16 protein-coding genes and 1 pseudogene are annotated in these 18,498 nt (G+C 31.7%); 10 read left to right on the top strand and 7 right to left on the bottom strand.

What is annotated here, in order from left to right:
• Positions 1 to 53: 53 nt before the first annotated feature.
• Positions 54 to 1,151, top strand: a complete 1,098-nt coding sequence (locus tag AAGD36_RS04360) for a glycoside hydrolase family 3 N-terminal domain-containing protein (RefSeq protein ID WP_341755083.1) — start codon at positions 54 to 56, stop codon at positions 1,149 to 1,151.
• A gap of 208 nt (positions 1,152 to 1,359) precedes the next feature.
• Here the strand turns inward: AAGD36_RS04360 and pal are convergent, their stop codons facing one another.
• The 5 genes and pseudogenes from pal to AAGD36_RS04385 form a co-directional block, all read right to left on the bottom strand.
• Entirely contained in the window at positions 1,360 to 1,824 is a 465-nt protein-coding gene (pal, locus tag AAGD36_RS04365; protein WP_341755084.1) for a peptidoglycan-associated lipoprotein Pal, read from the bottom strand.
• Positions 1,825 to 2,004: 180 nt separating this feature from the next.
• Positions 2,005 to 2,412: a DHHA1 domain-containing protein gene (locus AAGD36_RS04370; protein WP_341756008.1), complete on the bottom strand. Its 408-nt coding sequence runs from the start codon at positions 2,410 to 2,412 to the stop codon at positions 2,005 to 2,007.
• 45 nt (positions 2,413 to 2,457) lie between these two features.
• A pseudogene (alaS, locus tag AAGD36_RS04375) lies at positions 2,458 to 4,770 on the bottom strand (alanine--tRNA ligase); the annotation flags it as partial.
• 19 nt (positions 4,771 to 4,789) lie between these two features.
• Positions 4,790 to 5,989: a pyridoxal phosphate-dependent aminotransferase gene (locus AAGD36_RS04380; protein WP_341755085.1), complete on the bottom strand. Its 1,200-nt coding sequence runs from the start codon at positions 5,987 to 5,989 to the stop codon at positions 4,790 to 4,792.
• Positions 5,990 to 6,303: 314 nt separating this feature from the next.
• Positions 6,304 to 7,026: a hypothetical protein gene (locus AAGD36_RS04385; protein WP_341755086.1), complete on the bottom strand. Its 723-nt coding sequence runs from the start codon at positions 7,024 to 7,026 to the stop codon at positions 6,304 to 6,306.
• A gap of 416 nt (positions 7,027 to 7,442) precedes the next feature.
• On the opposite strand from AAGD36_RS04385, the gene AAGD36_RS04390 reads away from it, so the two are divergent.
• The 7 genes from AAGD36_RS04390 to AAGD36_RS04420 all read left to right on the top strand — a co-directional run bounded on the left by AAGD36_RS04390 (position 7,443) and on the right by AAGD36_RS04420 (position 14,455).
• Positions 7,443 to 9,014, top strand: a complete 1,572-nt coding sequence (locus AAGD36_RS04390) for a hypothetical protein (RefSeq protein WP_341755087.1) — start codon at positions 7,443 to 7,445, stop codon at positions 9,012 to 9,014.
• A 3-nt stretch (positions 9,015 to 9,017) separates the two neighbouring features.
• Positions 9,018 to 9,659, top strand: a complete 642-nt coding sequence (locus AAGD36_RS04395; protein WP_341755088.1) for a hypothetical protein — start codon at positions 9,018 to 9,020, stop codon at positions 9,657 to 9,659.
• Positions 9,660 to 9,725: 66 nt separating this feature from the next.
• A complete protein-coding gene (locus tag AAGD36_RS04400; RefSeq protein WP_341755089.1) occupies positions 9,726 to 11,213 on the top strand; it encodes a hypothetical protein in 1,488 nt (495 codons plus the stop codon).
• 14 nt (positions 11,214 to 11,227) lie between these two features.
• On the top strand, positions 11,228 to 12,247 hold the full coding sequence (locus AAGD36_RS04405; protein ID WP_341755090.1) for an RP853 family protein: 1,020 nt from the start codon (positions 11,228 to 11,230) through the stop codon (positions 12,245 to 12,247).
• 4 nt (positions 12,248 to 12,251) lie between these two features.
• Complete coding sequence (locus AAGD36_RS04410; protein ID WP_341755091.1) at positions 12,252 to 12,569, top strand: multidrug efflux SMR transporter; 318 nt, start codon at positions 12,252 to 12,254, stop codon at positions 12,567 to 12,569.
• 4 nt (positions 12,570 to 12,573) lie between these two features.
• Entirely contained in the window at positions 12,574 to 13,536 is a 963-nt protein-coding gene (gene lpxK / locus AAGD36_RS04415; RefSeq protein WP_341755092.1) for a tetraacyldisaccharide 4'-kinase, read from the top strand.
• Positions 13,520 to 14,455 (top strand): lipid A biosynthesis lauroyl acyltransferase, encoded by a 936-nt coding sequence (locus AAGD36_RS04420; RefSeq protein ID WP_341755093.1) that lies wholly within the window; start codon positions 13,520 to 13,522, stop codon positions 14,453 to 14,455. Before lpxK ends, AAGD36_RS04420 begins: the two co-directional genes overlap by 17 nt.
• A 38-nt stretch (positions 14,456 to 14,493) precedes the next feature.
• Here the strand turns inward: AAGD36_RS04420 and AAGD36_RS04425 are convergent, their stop codons facing one another.
• Complete coding sequence (locus tag AAGD36_RS04425) at positions 14,494 to 14,721, bottom strand: hypothetical protein (protein ID WP_341747284.1); 228 nt, start codon at positions 14,719 to 14,721, stop codon at positions 14,494 to 14,496.
• Positions 14,722 to 15,106: 385 nt separating this feature from the next.
• On the opposite strand from AAGD36_RS04425, the gene AAGD36_RS04430 reads away from it, so the two are divergent.
• Together AAGD36_RS04430 and AAGD36_RS04435 are read left to right on the top strand one after the other, a co-directional pair.
• Positions 15,107 to 15,775 carry a helix-turn-helix transcriptional regulator gene (locus AAGD36_RS04430; RefSeq protein ID WP_341755094.1) on the top strand — a complete coding sequence of 223 codons (669 nt, stop codon included), beginning with the start codon at positions 15,107 to 15,109 and terminating at the stop codon, positions 15,773 to 15,775.
• 24 nt (positions 15,776 to 15,799) lie between these two features.
• Positions 15,800 to 17,527, top strand: coding sequence for an aminopeptidase P family protein (locus AAGD36_RS04435; protein WP_341755095.1), 1,728 nt, complete (start codon positions 15,800 to 15,802; stop codon positions 17,525 to 17,527).
• Here the strand turns inward: AAGD36_RS04435 and AAGD36_RS04440 are convergent.
• Positions 17,516 to 18,421, bottom strand: coding sequence for an Rpn family recombination-promoting nuclease/putative transposase (locus tag AAGD36_RS04440; RefSeq protein ID WP_341755096.1), 906 nt, complete (start codon positions 18,419 to 18,421; stop codon positions 17,516 to 17,518). The two genes, AAGD36_RS04435 and AAGD36_RS04440, sit on opposite strands and share 12 nt — an antisense overlap.
• Between the last annotated feature and the right edge of the window lie 77 nt (positions 18,422 to 18,498).

The raw sequence follows: 18,498 nt of genomic DNA on the forward strand, positions 1-18,498 counted from the left end.
GGGATAAGAATTAGTTAATTCTTATCCCGAATTCGCATTATAGGGATAATAATATGTTCAAGAAACCTTTAATATTTGGTATTGCTGGTACTAGTTTGACTGTGCAAGAAAAGGAATTATTATCAAAAAATTCAATATATGGCTTTATTCTCTTTAAAAGAAATATTGTGGATCGAGAACAGTTACTAAAGTTAGTACAAGATTTAAGAGGCTTATATGACTATAATATATTGATTTTTGTCGATCAGGAGGGAGGCAGGGTTGCAAGGTTGAAGCCACCTATCATAGATATAGAATATCCCCCTGCTGGTGATTTCGGTAGAATATATGATCAAGAAGGTGCAGAGAATGCATATTTAAAAGTTTTTGCAAATTATTCAAGCCTGATGAAGAGTTTAAAAGAATATAGAATAGACTCGCCATGTTGTCCAGTTGCTGATTTGCGTTACCCTTATACTGATAATGCTATTGGAGATCGTAGCTTTGGAGATTCTGTAGTAAAAGTAGTTGGCTTATGTGCAAAAACAATAGAGGCGATAGAAGAGCAGGGAGGCATTGCCATTATTAAGCATATACCAGGGCATGGTCGAGCTACGTGTGATAGTCATTATAAGTTGCCGCGTGTTAGCAGTTCGCTTGCTGAATTAAATAATACAGATTTTGAAGTGTTTAGACAACTATCTAAAAATGCTAAGGCAGGATGGGCTATGACAGCTCACATTGTATTTGAGGCTTTAGATACCAATCTACCAGTAACTTTATCGCCCACTGCTATAAAGTTCATTAGAAATGACATTGGTTTTAAAGGTATGTTAGTTTCAGATGATATTTGTATGCTTGCCCTGCATGGTGAAATTGCAGCTAAATACTCAATAGTTAAAAAACCTCTGACGATTTTTGAAAAGCAGGATTCTACGACTACGATAAGTAATCAAGATTTAGAAAAACTTATTGAATACGGAATTATTAAAGACAAATCCGACCAAACCGGACTAAAAAAATATTTAGTAGAAGAATTCCCAAAACTGAAGGCAGAATTTGTTACAAGTATAGTTGAAGTTGCTAGACAAACTATTGTAGCTGGTTGTGACTTAGTATTACATTGTAGTGGTGATATACAAGAAATGACTGCTGTTTGCAGGGCAGTTTAAGAGTCCCAACTAATGATAGAAAAGTTTGTTTTTTAAAATGCATAAATGTCATTGCGAGAAGCCGCAAAAGCGGTGACGTGGCAATCTTGTGAAGGAGACCTTACTTCATGAAGATTGCCACAGCACCTAACGGTGCTTCGCAATGACGATTTTTTAACTTTCAAGAGTTGTTTTTACAACTCTTGAAAAGAGCAAATAGTAGGATACTTTATTTTATAACAGTTACAGCTCTACGGTTCTGTGCCCAAGCTGCTTCGTCAAAACCCATAACAGCTGGTTTCTCTTTACCGTAAGAGATAGTATCAAGTCTGTTATTATCAATTCCTAGACCAATCAAGTATTTTCGTACAGCTTCTGCTCTTCTTTCACCAAGTGCTAAGTTATACTCTCTTGTGCCTCTTTCATCACAATGTCCTTCAATAGTAGCTTTAGCACAACAATGTTTTTTTAACCAAACGGCTTGTTTATTTAGCTGTTCTTTTGATTTACTTGAAATATCTGATTTATTGAAAGCAAAAAATATCCTATCACCAACATTTCTTTCGAAATCAGCAGCTAAAGAACTTTCCTCGACACTAGGAGTCACCTCCGCTTCTGTCGGTTTCTTTTTAGCACCACACCCAGAAAGCACAAATAGTGCTAAAAAAGCTATTGCAGTTTTTTGTATTAGCATAACAAACTCCTTAATTTAAATAAAGCTATTGATTATATTTGCTTAACAGAAAAAATTGTTAAACATCCTACCTGTGTATTATATATTATCATACTGTTACTTAAAAGCCTAAAATAGTTTTAGCATTAAACTCTTGGATAAATGTGGTAAAAATATCGTATATAGCCGACGTTTAATAATTCAGAACTTAGATAACAACTCCCTTATCATATCTTGTAACTTTCCTACTTTACTTACATCCGTACCACCAGCCTGGGCTATATTCGCCTGACCACCACCGCCGCTACCGCCAAGGAATACAGACACTTCTTTAGCTAAGTTACCTGCATGTACCTTATTGCTAATTTCTTTACTAACCGCAATAGTAATAGATAATTTACCCTGCAAATCAGGCATACCTATATATACAATCACTAGATTATCTGACTTATCAACTATTCGCTGGGCAGATAAGCGTAATACTTTAGTATCCAAGTTATGTACTAGTTTATAGATAAATTGTATACTCTTCTGCTTTGAAGAATTGGCTCCGCAAAACTTCGGGGCATTCGCGTGCTCACGTACTTCATGTACGCTCCGCTCGCTCACCCCTTGTTTTACGTTCCAATTCTCCAAATCATTTGAGTATATATCGGAGATACTGACTGATTCTTTGGCAATTTGCTCAATATTCAAATCAAGCATAGAGACCTGAGTAGCTACTAACTTATCTTCTAATTGTTTTTTACTGGCAATCAGGTTATTTACTTTATCAGTAATTTCATTCTTACCTATTTTTAAGGTTGAAGACAAGTCATCAATTATAGTATCGTTTTGTCTAATTAATTTTAAGGCAAATTCACCACAAACAGCTTCTATCCTTCGAACGCCAGCTGCAACGCTACTTTCGCTAATAATTTTAAATATTCCAATATCACCAGTTCTACTAACATGCGTGCCACCACATAACTCAAGCGAGCTGCCCATTGCCACCACTCTTACTTCAGAATCGTATTTCTCACCAAATAAAGCCATAGCACCTGCCTTAATAGCTTCATCTGTTGACATTAATGTTGTGGTAACCTTAAAATTATCAGTGATAATTTGATTTACCTTATTTTCTATCAATATAACTTCTTGTTTTGTTAGTGGTGTCATATGGCTAATATCAAAACGCAGACGATCATGTGCTACGAGCGATCCTTTTTGTGTTACATGTTTGCCCAGCACTTCATGTAATACTGTATGTAATATATGAGTTGCAGAATGATGAATTCTTAAATTTTTACGGTACTTGACATCAATAGCAAAATCAGCACTATCTCCTGTTTGGATAGCTCCTTCCTGTAAAACACATATATGAGCAATTATTGAACCAAGATATTTTAAAGTATCTATTACTCTAATTTTGCTGCCTGTTGATTTGATAAAGCCTATATCTCCCATCTGTCCACCAGATTCTCCATAAAAAGGAGTTTGATTACTAATTAGAATAAATTGCTCTTCGCTAGTTTCTATATTGTTGACTAACTTATTATCTTTAATTAGAGCTAATATCTTACCTTCTGCCTTATCCAAAGAGTAACCCAAAAATTCAGTACTACCAAATTCGCCTTTAATATCAAACCATATTTGGTCAATTTGTGACTCATTTGAACCTAACCAAGCTTTTCTTGCCCTTTCTTTTTGCTCTTGCATCTTATTATTAAAGCTATCAAGATCAACTGATATCTGTTTACCTTTTAATATGTCTTCAGTTAAATCGAGAGGAAAACCATATGTATCATATAATTTAAAGGCTATCTCTCCTGAAAGTTCTGAATTTTTACTAAGATGCTGTGTTTCATCGTCAAGCAGCTTAAGACCTCGTTCAAGAGTTGCTTTAAATCTTAATTCTTCCTGTTCCAAGATACTACGGGTAAAAGCCTCAGCCCTCTTTAGTTCAGGATAAGTTGCACCCATAAGATCTACTAATTTTGCTAGCAATCGGTGCATTAAAGGTTCACTGCTACCAAGTATATGTGCATGCCTCATACTTCGACGCATAATACGCCTAAGTACATATCCTCTGCCTTCATTTGACGGCATGACACCATCACTAATTAGAAAGGCACAAGCTCGTAAATGATCAGCAATAACCCGGTAAGAAAATTTTGCTTCCCCTTCTACTTTAACTTTTACTATACTTTCCGTATAAGCAATTATTTCCTTAAATAAATCTATGTCATAATTATCATATACATTTTGCAATACAGCACTAATACGTTCTAGTCCCATGCCGGTATCAACGGATTGTTTAGGTAAGGCAATCCTAGTATTGCTATCCAATTGTTCAAATTGCATAAAAACCATATTCCAAATCTCAATATAGCGATCGCCATCTTGATCTTTTGTACCAGGTAAGCCACCTGGTATCTTCTCTCCATGATCATAGAAAATTTCTGAACATGGTCCACAAGGTCCGGTATCTCCCATTGACCAAAAATTATCATTGGTTGCTATTTTAATAATTCGGTCATCACTTAAATTAGCAATCTTTTTCCAATAGCTTGCTGCTTCTTCATCAGTATGATAAACAGTTACATATAATTTTTCTTTGGCGATAGCAAATTCCTTGGTTAAGAGATTCCACGCGTAATATATTGCTTGTTCTTTAAAATAATCACCAAAAGAAAAATTGCCCAACATTTCAAAGAATGTATGATGTCGTGCAGTATAACCAACATTTTCAAGATCATTATGCTTACCACCAGCCCGTAGTGATTTCTGACTAGTAGTGGCTCTTTGATAGTTTCTAGTTTCCTGACCGGTAAAAACATTTTTAAATTGTACCATCCCAGAATTAACAAACATTAAACTAGGATCATTATGAGGAATTAGGGAACTAGCTGGAACGTGTATATGATTATTTGCAACAAAATAACTTATAAATTTACTTCTAATTTCTTCAGTGGTAAGTTTAGTCATTAGTAATAATCCTTAAAAATTAGACATACTGTAATTGCGTATTAAGCCTTTCTATGGCTTCCAATAAACTTTCTTCTGAGCCAGCTATGGATATTCTTATATGATTCTCTCCGGCTTTACCAAAGGCTGTCCCAGGGACAACCGCAACACGAGTTTTATCTAAAATAAAATTAGCAACAGATTCACTTACAGAATTATTCTGATAGCTATTAGGGATTTTTTTGTATAAGGTACTAATGTTAGGAAATAAATACATACCTGAATTTGGAGCTTTATCAAGCTCAAAACCATCAATTTTTTGCAGTGAAGAGAAAAAGCGAGTTAGCTTTTTCTCTAACAGTGATACATTACTTTTGGTCGTATTTATGACCTCTTGATCATTCATTACCTCAGCTAGTGCTGTTTGTATCAATGTGTTGACAGCCAAACAATTATAAGTATGAGCCTTTAGTGCTTGTGCAGTAAACTTCTCTGATGCAACTAGCCATCCTACTCTCCAACCAGTAATGCCTAGTCTTTTTGAAAAGCTGTTTACAACAATTAAATTATGCATGTTATCACAAAATTTAATTATTGGTATATGAGATTGTCCTGTAAAGATAAAATCATCAAAAACTTCATCTTGCATAAGATAAATATCTTTTTCTACTATAATTTGGTACAATTTTTTTAATGTTTCTAAAGTATAAACTGTACCCGTTGGATTACACGGAGTATTAATGATGATTAATTTGGTTTTAGGAGTTATGCACTTTAAAATATCGTCAACATCTAATTCAAATCTATTAAGATGTGAAGTAACACTTCTTACAGGTAAACGTCCTAATGAAATAACAATAGGTTCATAAAGCATATAACATGGATCAGGAATTATTACCTCATCTCCTATGTTAGTTGCAGTAAAGATTGTTAACCAAATAGCTTCAGCACAACCGTTAGTAACAAGTATTTGGTTATTTGGTTGCAGCTTAATGTTGTATTTTATCTTGTATCTTTCTGCAATAGCGGTACGTAAAGGGTAAAATCCTCTTGAATCTGCATATTTATTAAGGGTACTATCATTGCTTTCTATTGTAGCCTTTAAACTATTCAAAAGTTTTTCAGGAAGGTTGAAATTTGGATTGCCTACTGTCATATTGATATAACTCTCCTTGCCCCCAATTTTATCTGATATGTCTTTAGAAGGATGGGGGTGAATTATATTCAACAATTTATTCATACTAAACTCTCTTTATTAAATTCACCTCTTCAATTGATTATACTGACTCTACATACTTGCAAATCAAGAGTTATTAAAACTTAGCAATCTCAAATTTGGGGTATAATTTAGGCTCTTAATATTGTAAAATTCTTGAAGATAGCAGTATTATAGAGAATTTGGGGTGTGGTGTCTACTGCAATAACAACTTTTTTAGTATATAACCGCCATGGTAGTTTAAAAATTATGAAGAGAAAAAAAGATGTCCCGCGTAAGCGGGAATGACATTGATTCTATTCCATTACTGTAACTAACCTTTCCGTGCTAGCTATAGTTTAATGCGTATCAGGATGTTCTCCTACTGTGTTAACTTCATCAATATGATTATTTGTATGTGTAGTGTTGTCGAGTCCTCTCTTTAGAGTGAATTCATTTGCTGCTTCCTTGAGCTTTAACAATAGGTCATGTTGTGGATTTGTTAATATATTACTTAGAGACTTCACTGCGTGTGGTGTTTTACTAGTTGATCTACTAGGAAGCTCCTCGCTAGATGCATAATCAGAATCATTTCCAAATGTAGACAATAAGTTATTCAATTCATTTACAACTGTAGGTATAGTTGTATACTTATTGTCTAAATTCAGTTCGTCTATTATACGATAAGATACGTCGCTCATATTAAGTATTTGTTTAATAGATACATTTGTATCATTAATGGCATGAATCAAATCTAGACATTTTTTTACTTGTTCTAATTCTTGTTTTTTTGTAGCTAATTTTGTGCATAATTCGTTTAGTTTGAGTTTTTGAGACTTTGGGTCTATATGTGGTATTTCTTTTTCATCTTTAGCATAACTCTTTTTTAACTTTGGGAATTGTGTAGTCAATATCTTTTCAGCATCTATACTAGTTTTACCAGTAAGTTTCTCTTGTATTACACTAGGTAAACCTATTATTTTGTATATAGCTTTAATGTTTTTTGCTTGCACAGCTGTAAGTATCACCAAAGCATTCTCTACATCCTGTTTTGTAAACCTATAATTTTGTTGTTTAGCCATAATAATGTAATCCTCAATTAGTTCAACATATTACTAATAATTGATTTTGTAATACTACAAAATATACTATTCTTACCTAATATAGCTGTATCTATATTTTGTATGCTCATTTTTCAATTATTAAGATCATTAGAATTTTATTAGGTTATCGTCCTTTATAATTCGTTATAATAACCTAACTCAAGGAGAGTATATTTATTATTTAAGAATGTTCAACAAAATATTACAAAAATAAAAATTTATTTTAAAATAATAGTAATTTAAGGTTTTGCACCTAATATCATTCACATAGCCATTATCCGTTTGAAACGGATAATATTATAATTATTCAATAGGATTTAGTATTTTTTTATAGATAAATCATAAAAAAATACTAAATCCGCTTAGTGGAAAGATAATTGCTGTTATAATAGTCTATGTTTAAATATTTAAGTCTAAGTATTAGTTACATGATTAACATATCCAAACTACCTAAACTACAAGTTTTACTAAAAAAACTACATAAATTGGTTGTATATTTTTTATATAAAAGAAATATTATTATTTTAATAGGCGATAAAGGTACATTTCTTTGTGCTTTAATACACGATAAAGTTATGGATACTTTATTTGTTCCTGCTGAAAACCAAGATAATTTAGACTCCTATAAAGAATTTTTTGGTAAATTCAAAAACTATTACGTTTTCTTCTTATTAAACGGTTCTGCATGTGAAGTACGCCATGATATAGTACCTGTACTACATTCAATAGTAAAAACCAATCCTGTAGAAAAGTTTATAGAGGAGTATTTTTCTATAGATGATATAGTTGCTTACAATGTCTATAACATCAATACCAAATATAGTGAGGTGTGGAATACCTTGCTGGTATCTACTCCTTATACCCCACCTTTAAGTAAGTTACTTGAGAATCTTTTGGCAAGTAAGAGGAAAAAGTTTGGTGGGATTTATTTTTTAGCTTTGGAATGGAAAACAATTATAGATAAAATTGTAAAAAATGTTGAAAATAATAAGTATAGTGAATATTTACAAATTTTTGTATGTATTTTAAGTACAAACGGTATTAAACTTGTTGTTAAACATCAAGGTAATATAATCTCAATTCAAACATTTGATTATCCAGCTGATAAGTCAGACTTATATATTCAAGGTATAATTGAACAAGAAGTGGAAGATTGTTTGATATCTTGTAAAAGCTATATTGATAGTTTAACCCTTAAAGTTTGTATAATTCTTATAGTAGACCAAAGTCTAAAGTTGTTATTAGAACAATCCAGTTTTGCTGAACATCCAGTAATATGTAAGTCTAGCAGTGTATTAGGTGATAATAGCAAATTTTCAGATGCAATGGTTGTCAAGTTATTTAATGAACAAAAAAGCTTTCTAGCCTCTAACAAATATTTAGAATCCATAGCTAAACTCAACATTATCAGTTCTTTAATTTTCAAACCATTTATCACTATAATAATAGTATTGATATTTGCTGCATGTGCTATCAAAATTAAAACCGTAGCAAATTACAGAAAATTGGATCTTTTAAATTCACACTATTTTAGTGCTGAACAAGATTATTATAATGTTAAGCAAGCATATCCATATATTCAAAATACCACTAATTTAGCTGATTTATACGTATTTGAAGCATTATTGCAAATCCCCGTACCAACGCCATTTGACTCGTTAGAAAAGTTTTTAACAAATTTACCACCTAATCTGCACCTAGAGGAGATTAAATGGCAAAGGTCGGATCTAGATAATACGTTATTATCATCTAATCAGTATATAAAAATCGAGATATTATTAAAATTTATCGTTAGTGATATGCTAGTTGAAGATGCTACTCAGCTCTTAAAACAAGAAATTGCAAATTTTAGTAAAATATTTAGCAATATGGATATTAATTTTACGATATTTACTGATCAAATATTAGAGTTACCTAATAGAGTAGTAATACCTGCTGAGGTTATTATTACTAAGAAAAAAGGATAAGAGATGCTTAAAAATTTTATTGTTCATCTAAAAAATGTTATATTCTTTAAGTTTATTATGTGTTGTCTGTGTATTTCTACTATTTTATGGTTGCTGCAAAGTATTAATAAAGATTATATGGAATCAATTGCCAAGAATCAAAATATAGAAGAATCTCTAGCTCAAGAAACGTTAAAGTTGTATTCTATAATAAATTCCAAACATAAAATACTAGAAACTTATGCAAGATATTCAAAACTATTATCTATTTCTGCTAGACAAAATTGTTTAGAACGAGCAAGGTTAATAACAACAATTGATAGTTTCTCAAAAAAATACAACTTAAATGAGCCTATTACTATATCAATTAAACAAGAATTCTTAAGTGGTATTAACCCAATGGTGGGAACAAAGCAGGATACTATAAGGATAAAGAATTATGATGTTTACATAAGATTTGCCACTAAAGATTTTGCAACTTTCTTGACAATTATAAGAGAAATCTATTCTTGTATGCCGGAGAATACTATTGTACTATCTATAGACATAAAGAAAGAAGATGTATTAGAACCTAAGGTTGTTTATAAACTATCAACAGAAAGAACACCTGATATGATATTTACAAAACTTAACATGCGTATAAGAGAAATAACGGCAAATAAGTAATTGTAATCTCAAGTAGTTATCGTATATTGTTTATAACAAAATTATTAATAAATCTTAGAGAAGTATATGAATATTGTTGTAAAAAAGTTAGTAAGAGTTATCATTATTTTAAATATTATTTTTATTGCAGAAGTGACGATGGCTAGTAACTCCTCATCAAAAGAAACAAAAGATTATATCGCTACTAGTCAATATTACCATAATTTGATATCCAGTAACGATATGGCAGAGCTTAATATGTTTTTAAGTTTATTACCCAAAGGAGGGGAGCTTCATCATCATTTTAGTGGAGCTATATATGCCGAAAATTATTTAGATATTGTTAATAAGGCTGGTTTTTGTATAGATAAAAATAGCTATCACGTGCAAAAAAATGAACCAAATCAACTAAATAAAACATGCCTTAGTGTTACTGATCTCCAAGAAAATTATGATCTATATACCGCTCTTTTAAGTCGCTGGTCATATGGTAGATTCTTTTACGATCATAACTGTACTCAAGAAGATGGATTAAAACATTTCTTTAATGTTTTTGGATATGTAGCCCCAATAGAAGCGGTAGATGTTAAAAGTAGTTTGACTTTGTTAAAGGCAAGAGCTAAATCAGAAAATATCCAATATATTGAAACTATATTATTCCCATCTCCAACTAGTGATAATCCTGCTCTTGATAAGATTAACCAACTAACAAGTAATACAGATGATACTACTACCAATAGCGTTTTAAGCCAGGCTGTTGATGTTTTAGATAAAGATAGCATTATACAAAATGAAATCGCTCAAAATTTACGTGAAATCGTATCTAATTCCAAAGATATTGATGATGATGATTTTAGTATGCGATTTCAACCATATGTAGTACGTTTCAACAACCCATCGCTGATATTTTCTGGATTATATTCAGCGTTTTTAATGGTCAAAAATAATAGCAAATTTGTTGGAGTTAACATTGTTGGTAATGAGGCTCATCCTATTGCTTTACGTGATTATAAGTTGCATATGAAAATGTTTCGTTTCTTAAAACAAAGATTTCCTAACGTAAAATTGTCGCTGCACGCGGGAGAGATTACTTTAGGTCAAGTTACTCCTGAAGAATTGAGTTATCATATTAATGATGCGGTTAATGTGGCAGAGGCAAACCGTATAGGACATGGTGTCGATATTATGTACGAATCTAACCCCTACCAATTAATAAGTACATTATTAAACAAAAATATACTTGTAGAAATTAATTTGACTAGTAATGAAGCGTTAGGAGTACAAGGTGATGATCATCCAGTGAGACTTTATATGCGGTATGGAGTACCAATTGCAATTTCTACTGATGATCCAGGGGTGTCACGTAATAATTTAACAGATGAATATTTAAAATTTGTCACTCGCTATAAACCATCTTATGATAAGCTAAAAGAAATAGTGTCTAATAGTATTAAATATTCTTTCTTAACAGAAGACGAAAAAACTAAGCAAATTGACTTACTAAATAAAAAATTTATTTCTTTTGAGGATAAGATAGCTTCATTTATAAAGAAACACTCTCATGTTAAAAAATAAAGAGCCAAAGACTAATGAACATCTTTAGCAGTATAAACATTTCTATATGTAAAAAAAGAATAAGTGAAGAGTTATTTAATAATATAACAAAACATGCATGTTTAACACTTGCTAATATAATAGCTATTGATTACGAAATTAGACTTAAATCAACACCTGAGATTGATGTCCATATAAGTAATTGTATTGGTAAATTAAGAGTTTTTCTCGGTCAGAAAGTTATTACGGATGATAGTTTTTCAACAGTTTTAATGTTATTTTCGGTAGCAATCTCTCCTGATGAATATCAAGATGGAGATAATATTCTAAACAAATCAGAAGATATAATAATTGATACACTAATAAGTACAAATTTTGGTAAGGCAAATTCTGAAGAGAGAAAAGTAATAAAACAAGTGTTAAAAGATTTACTGGCAGCAAGGAATAGTTATGAATTAACAAATTTTATACAGCTTGAACCAGAAATATTTTGTACAACGGTAATGCATGCGGTAAAAAAATATCAAAACCCAAAGGAAGTCAGCACTAATGCTAGATTAGAAATTAATAGAATAGTAAATGTTGCAGTAAAACATAATAAGAAAATTGAAATATTTAAACAAGCAACTAGTAAAATTATAACTGCTATTTCTGTTCTAGCAGTTGGGGCTATCAGTGTTGCAACAGCTGGTGCCACATTTGCTTTTATGGTAGTACCAGCTTCTATTCTAGCAATAGAATATGCTCCCAAAATCGGCGAAAAAATTGGCGGGGTAATTCTGAGTCAGGATAAATCCATGAGTGTGCAAGAAGAAAAAATTACCGCTCTAAAAACTAATTTATGGAAAAATAATAAGGAATTCTTGTCTCAACAGCGAGTAGTAGAGCATAATGTATCCATGCAAAAATTAGATAGTCAAATAAAGTCGGTAGTCAATCTAAAATCTAACAAATTAAATATAATAAAAGATCAGGTATCGGTTAACTTACCTAGTAAAAAGTCTTTACAAAATAACAAAAATAGCAAATCTTCAGGACAAATTAAACAAAGGTAACAATATGCTAGTAACTTGGATTCTCCTTATATTTGCAGGATTATTTGAGGTAGGTTTCTCTATATCGCTGAAGTTGTCAGAGGGTTTTACCAAAGTAAAACCCATTATAGCTTTTATTATTTTTTCTATATTGAGTTTTGTTTGTCTAAGTAAAACTCTAGATAAGCTTCCTCTTGGTACTGCTTATCTTATATGGACTGGTATCGGAGCTGTAGGAACAGTAATAGTAGGGATGGTGTGTTTTAACGAGCCATACTCTGCCATGCGAGTTTTCTTTATTACGACTATGGTAATTTCTATGATAGGGCTTAAGTTGTCTTAAACTTATGATCAGGCTTATTTATCCTAAATTTTGGCACACCAAGAACATTATAGCATATTTATTATTACCACTAAGTTGGCTATATCTTTTTGCTAGTTATTTAAGAAAAATAATTGCACGCCCTATAATATTTCCTTGTAAAGTAATTTGTGTCGGTAATATAAGCATTGGAGGTACTGGTAAAACTCAAATAGTGATCTTCCTTGCGAAAATGTTGAAGGCTATTAATATTGATTTTATAATTATTACTAAAGGTTATGGCAGTAAACTGCAAACGGCGTTGTTAGTTGAACCACATCATACAGTACTAGATGTCGGAGATGAAGCAGTAATGCTATTAAAATATGGTAAAGTCATAGCTAGCAAAAAAATTCAATATATACTGCCTTTTATACAGAGAATTAAGCCAAAGGTGATTATAGTAGATGATGCAATGCAGAATCCTAATTTTTATAAGGATGTTGTTATTCTGTCAGTTGATGCTGACAGGTTATTTGGCAACGAATTGTTAATTCCAGCCGGTCCTTTGCGTGAGTATCCTAAACAAGCTATTGAGAAAACGGATATAGTCATTCTTGTCGGTTCGAGTAATGTTGCTCCTTCTTTCTTATATAGAGAGCTTCCCTTTTTTCAAGCCCAAATAGTTCCAACTATAGACATAGATAAAACAAAGAGATATTTTGCCTTTAGTGGTATAGGTAATCCTGAACGGTTTTTTTCTACATTAGAAAATTATGGATTGCAGTTAGTAGGTAATAAAATTTTTCCGGACCATCATCAATATCGTGAAGAAGATTTAGACTATTTAAAAGAACAATCAGAAAAATCTAATTCTCTTCTAATAACAACTAGAAAAGATTACGTAAAAATATGTGATACTGACTTGTCAGTAATATGTTGTGATGTACATTTATTACTAAATAATCAAAAATTATTAGCAGATTTAATATATGAAAAAATTCTTTAAAAATATTAAGTATTTGCTTGAGTATTTTTTCGTTTTAATAGTACTAAAGATATTAGGAACATTTGGTATCGACAAATCTGTACAAATTTGTCGGTATATAGCAAGGAAAATAGGTCCTCTATTGCCAGTCAATAAAATTGCAAAAGAAAATATTCAAAATATTTTTGGCAAGAGTCAGACAAATGGTCTAAGCATGGAGACTCAAGTAACCATTGATCAAGTATGGGATAATTTTAGCAGTTTTATAGGAGAATTTCCATATGTTAATAATATGTCAGAGGAAGAATTATCTAGAAGGGTAGAAATAATCGGACTTGATAATATAATAGAATTTCAGAAATCACAGCAACCTTTCTTATTATTTACGGGGCATTTTGCTAATTGGGATTTTGCACTTAAAATTATAAATAAATTTTATCCTAAATTTGCTATTATCTATCGTAAATTAAATAATCCTTATATTGATAAGCTGATTAATGATAGGCGTAAAACTAGTGATATAAAGCTAATTCCAAAAGGAGAAAAGGGTGCAAGAGATATCATATCTGCAATCAAATCAGGATATGCAATTGGCATGCTTGTAGATCAAAAAATGAATAATGGCATTGAAGTACCATTTTTAGACCGACCGGCCATGACTGCTCACGCAATTGCTAAAATTGCCTTACAATTCGGCTACCCGATTATACCATTACAAGTGGTTCGCACTAATAGTAATAACAGTTATTTTAAAGCTATTATCCATCCACCAATACAATTACAAAAAACTAATAATAGTAAAACAGATTGTTATAATATAATGTTTACCATTAACCAAATTTTAGGTAATTGGGTTAAAGAAAATCCAGGCCAATGGTTTTGGTTTCATAATAGATGGAAGAAGAATAACTATGCCTCAAATGACAAAATCTGCAAATAATAACATGTAGCCGAAAATGTAAATTTAATAAGTACTGGCTAAAAGTTTTTTTGCAAAAAAAGTATGGCTAAAAACCATATAGTAATCAAACATATCCAAAGCCCACCTCTAATGTCATATGTACGCTTGATTAGGATTTTTAGAGCATCTTCAGTTTTTTTAGCTTCTCTTATACACTCTGATCTCATGGCAACTATGTAACCTGATATAGTCATAATCTTGCTATATAGTTGTTTTAGATCTTTATCATTAAAATCATTTTGCATAAAACCCTCTTACTATGATTGTAGGTAAAATATTCCTATTCATTATTAGACAGGGTAGTTGATGTTGCATTTTTAAAAAGAAAGTTGCTAAATAAGCAAGAATAAATTTGATTACTGAGCAAATATTGTATATATTCATAAGGCATTTCCTTTTATGATTGAGGTTTTGTGCTTAACTAACAATTTAGTATTATTTCGTTTTTATTCAACTTACCTATATTTGTAGTAGTTGAATTTATGTACTGAATAGTTTTAGTTTTTAAAGTTTATCTTACTAAATAATTCCTTGGTTCATTTAGTAAGATAAACAACTTTACTGTGACAATTTTTTGTTGTCAAGAAAAAACCGTTTTTCACGGATCAATTTTATAAAAAAATATTTACAATGGGCTGGTTTGAAAATCTAAAAGAATTCCTTCGGAATAAAATGGAAGAAAAACAACTGAAGGCTAGTGATCTTGCTGGACTTGCGGGCATTCCTATAACTACTATGAGAGGGATGTTGAGTAATCGACGTCCTGAAATAAAAAACATAATCAAACTTGCAAATTATTTGGACTGCTCTATGGATGGAATGTTCGGCAGACAGAAATTTGTCTCTGGTGAAAAGCAACAATATGCTCAACTATCTCTAGAAGAATTAAGTGATAATTTGAAGAGTTTTATCACCGACAAGATGAATAAAAACCAAATGACTCAATACGAATTAGGACTGGAAGTTAGTGGTAGTCCAGACGGCTTTCGAGCTTTTTTAAGAGAAGATGATAATAAACAAAAAATGCTAAGTACTGCAGCAGTTATAGCTCTTGCTGATCATTTGGACTGCTCTGTTGATGGAATGCTAGGTAGACCTTTGCAGCTTGGAAGAGAGCAACAGCTAGCAAAACCATTAGATAACAGCTTAAAAAACTTAAGTCCTGAAGTTCTAAAAGCCGCTCAACGGATTGGGAAATCTATGGGTGATATATCACCTAAAGCTCTGACTACAGATAATGTTGCTCCCAGCCATGTGAGTTCTTTAATTAAGAAATCGCCTAATAGGAGTAGAGGGTGATAAATCTCTTTCGATGATAATTTAATGCAAGAACGTATTAGCAATATTAGGGGTCTTTTCGCTAAGTATAAAATAGATGCCTATATAGTACCGTCTAATGATCAATATCTTAGCGAGTATGTTCATGAAAGTGCTAAACGACTGCAATATATGACTAACTTTAGTGGGTCAAATGGTATTGTGGTGATCTGCAAAAATAATGTTATATTTTTCACAGATGGTCGTTATCTAGAACAAAGTAAGCGTGAACTAGAACCAAAAATTTTTGAGATTTTTGATATTAAAGATTTACCCTATTTTCCTTGGGATGATTATTTAGGTAATGATGGTATATTAGGATATGATGCGAAACTCTTCACTAATGTTAAGTTAAAAATATTTTCTAAAATAAAGCCTCGTTTACATAAAGTATCTAATAATTTAGTAGATCAAATTTGGCGTAATAGACCAGCTGAGCCATCATCAAAAATATATATTTATGATGATAAGTTTGCTGGTCAATCGTATAGTGATAAAATTACCATGTGTCGTAATCTACTCACTAAATATTCTGCAGATACCATGATTGTTACTGCAGCAGATTCAATATGCTGGTTATTAAATCTCAGAGCAAGTGACATTCCATATTCACCATTGATGCTTGCTATAGTCCTAATTACTAAGAACCAACTATATTTATTTATTAATCCAAATAGGGTAGACCAAGATATTATACTTGCTCGTCCTCATGTAACTATCTTACCTTCTGCACAATTTGCTGATATATTGAGTCAAGCTAATAAAGTCCTAATTGACGAAAACTTCACTTCCAATTATATCATAGATTTGCTAAGCACTAAGATAATAGAAAAAATAAATGATCCTTGTCAATTAGCTAAAGCCCGTAAAAACGATATTGAAATTAACCATGCAATTAATTCCCATATTAAGGATGCGGTGGCACTATGTGAATTCTTTGCATATTTATTCGAACTACCAAATTTGCAAGATCAAACTGAATATGATTTAGGAGCAATATTAACAGAGTTTAGATTTAAGCAAGATCAATATGTTATGGATAGCTTCCCGACTATATGTGGCTTTAAGGAAAATAGTGCTATAATTCATTACCGAGCAACAAGCACAGGGGCAAAGAAAATCTTAGGTAAAGGCATATTATTAATTGATTCTAGTGGTCAATATAACGGTTGTACTACTGATGTAACTAGGACTTTTGCTATAGGTGGGTATCCTAACAAAGAACAAAAATTACGTTACACTCAAGTTCTTAAGGGGCATATTGCTTTGTCGATGATTAAGTTTCCAGTTAATCTTATTACTGGAGGTAATTTAGATGTGCTAGCTAGGCAGTTTTTATGGAGAGATGGACAAGATTACCCACATGGTACAGGTCATGGTGTTGGTAGCTTCTTAAGTGTTCATGAAGGACCACAAAATATTAGTTTACGCAGTAACATTATTCTAGAACCTAGTATGATTGTATCCAACGAGCCAGGTTATTATAAAACAAACGAATTTGGTATTAGAATAGAAAATCTGATGTATGTCAAAAATGCTTCACAGGATGAAAATTATCTAGAGTTTGATACTCTCACCCTTGTTCCTTATGCAAAAGATTTAATAGATCGCAGAATGCTAAACGCAGATGAGGTAAATTATATAGAACAATACTATCAAAAAATTAAACAACAAGTTTATCCTCTACTTTCAGTTAGAGGACAGAAATGGTTAAGTAATCAATTACTTTTCTAGCTTGTTGATTTCTTCAATACTCAAACCGGTAATCTTGGCTATATACTCAGACGTCATATTTTCTTTAAGTAAAATTTTAGCTATAGCTATAGCTTTTTTCTTTTCACCTCTAGCCTCACCTCTAGTTTCAGCAGCTTTTTCAGCTTGTTCGATTTTGAACTGCTCTACCGCTAGATTATCTAGTTGAGTTTTGGTTATATGATCATAGGTATTTAACTCTTCTTCCGTCCAAGAGGCTTGATCTATTGCTTGGAAAGCTCTTTTAATGATAATATCGTGACCAATTAAATGCTCCATTTCTACTAAAGTACTATGATGGGCATGTTTAAAGAAATACATCCATTTTTCTTCAATATTCTCTAACTGATCAATGGTTTTATGGAATTTTTTTAGTTCAGCAAAGATGAAGTAAAAATCCTTAAGATCATGCTCATAACTTTTGGAATCTAACAATCTATGGGTTGATTTCCAATCTTTCTTGTCAGGAAACATGATAAAATCAGCAATAGCCAAAAATATCACTCCTTTAAGCTTAGCATATACTGCTAATTTTTTATGATTTTCATCTTCTTTAAGTATTTGCTGTGAATAGGCTTTAGCCGCATAAAATTGAGCTCTTTTCTCAAATCCCTTATGTTCGCCAACCTGCATTTCAACAATTACTTGCGTGCCATTTTGGTCTTTACACAAAACATCTACTATAGATTGCCGATATGCTGCAATAGCAGGGTCTTGTATGGTTTTAAGAAAACTAACCTCAATAATTTGATCTTTTCCCTGATATCCCAAAATATCATTAAGGAAGTGAATTAATATATCTTTATTTTTCTCTGTACCAAAGATTTGCTTAAAGCAAAAATCATTTTTTGGATCAAGAAAACGGGAAATAGCCATAATAAATAACTTAAATATATATGATACTCATTGGTAGTATAGCAAAAAAATTCTCAAGCACTAAGTAATATACGATA

The sequence above is a fragment of the Candidatus Tisiphia endosymbiont of Ptychoptera albimana genome (assembly GCF_964026605.1).
Lineage (GTDB): Bacteria > Pseudomonadota > Alphaproteobacteria > Rickettsiales > Rickettsiaceae > Tisiphia.

What these genes read in the sequence shown, in the direction of transcription:
- AAGD36_RS04405 (WP_341755090.1), top strand. Translation starts at nt 11,228, where the DNA reads ATGAACATCTTTAGCAGTATAAACATTTCTATATGTAAAAAAAGAATA.
- AAGD36_RS04440 (WP_341755096.1), bottom strand. Translation starts at nt 18,421, where the DNA reads ATGGCTATTTCCCGTTTTCTTGATCCAAAAAATGATTTTTGCTTTAAG.
- AAGD36_RS04385 (WP_341755086.1), bottom strand. Translation starts at nt 7,026, where the DNA reads ATGGCTAAACAACAAAATTATAGGTTTACAAAACAGGATGTAGAGAAT.
- AAGD36_RS04430 (WP_341755094.1), top strand. Translation starts at nt 15,107, where the DNA reads ATGGGCTGGTTTGAAAATCTAAAAGAATTCCTTCGGAATAAAATGGAA.
- AAGD36_RS04425 (WP_341747284.1), bottom strand. Translation starts at nt 14,721, where the DNA reads ATGCAAAATGATTTTAATGATAAAGATCTAAAACAACTATATAGCAAG.
- AAGD36_RS04400 (WP_341755089.1), top strand. Translation starts at nt 9,726, where the DNA reads ATGAATATTGTTGTAAAAAAGTTAGTAAGAGTTATCATTATTTTAAAT.
- AAGD36_RS04390 (WP_341755087.1), top strand. Translation starts at nt 7,443, where the DNA reads ATGTTTAAATATTTAAGTCTAAGTATTAGTTACATGATTAACATATCC.
- AAGD36_RS04380 (WP_341755085.1), bottom strand. Translation starts at nt 5,989, where the DNA reads ATGAATAAATTGTTGAATATAATTCACCCCCATCCTTCTAAAGACATA.
- AAGD36_RS04435 (WP_341755095.1), top strand. Translation starts at nt 15,800, where the DNA reads ATGCAAGAACGTATTAGCAATATTAGGGGTCTTTTCGCTAAGTATAAA.
- AAGD36_RS04360 (WP_341755083.1), top strand. Translation starts at nt 54, where the DNA reads ATGTTCAAGAAACCTTTAATATTTGGTATTGCTGGTACTAGTTTGACT.
- lpxK (WP_341755092.1), top strand. Translation starts at nt 12,574, where the DNA reads ATGATCAGGCTTATTTATCCTAAATTTTGGCACACCAAGAACATTATA.
- AAGD36_RS04395 (WP_341755088.1), top strand. Translation starts at nt 9,018, where the DNA reads ATGCTTAAAAATTTTATTGTTCATCTAAAAAATGTTATATTCTTTAAG.
- AAGD36_RS04410 (WP_341755091.1), top strand. Translation starts at nt 12,252, where the DNA reads ATGCTAGTAACTTGGATTCTCCTTATATTTGCAGGATTATTTGAGGTA.
- pal (WP_341755084.1), bottom strand. Translation starts at nt 1,824, where the DNA reads ATGCTAATACAAAAAACTGCAATAGCTTTTTTAGCACTATTTGTGCTT.
- AAGD36_RS04420 (WP_341755093.1), top strand. Translation starts at nt 13,520, where the DNA reads ATGAAAAAATTCTTTAAAAATATTAAGTATTTGCTTGAGTATTTTTTC.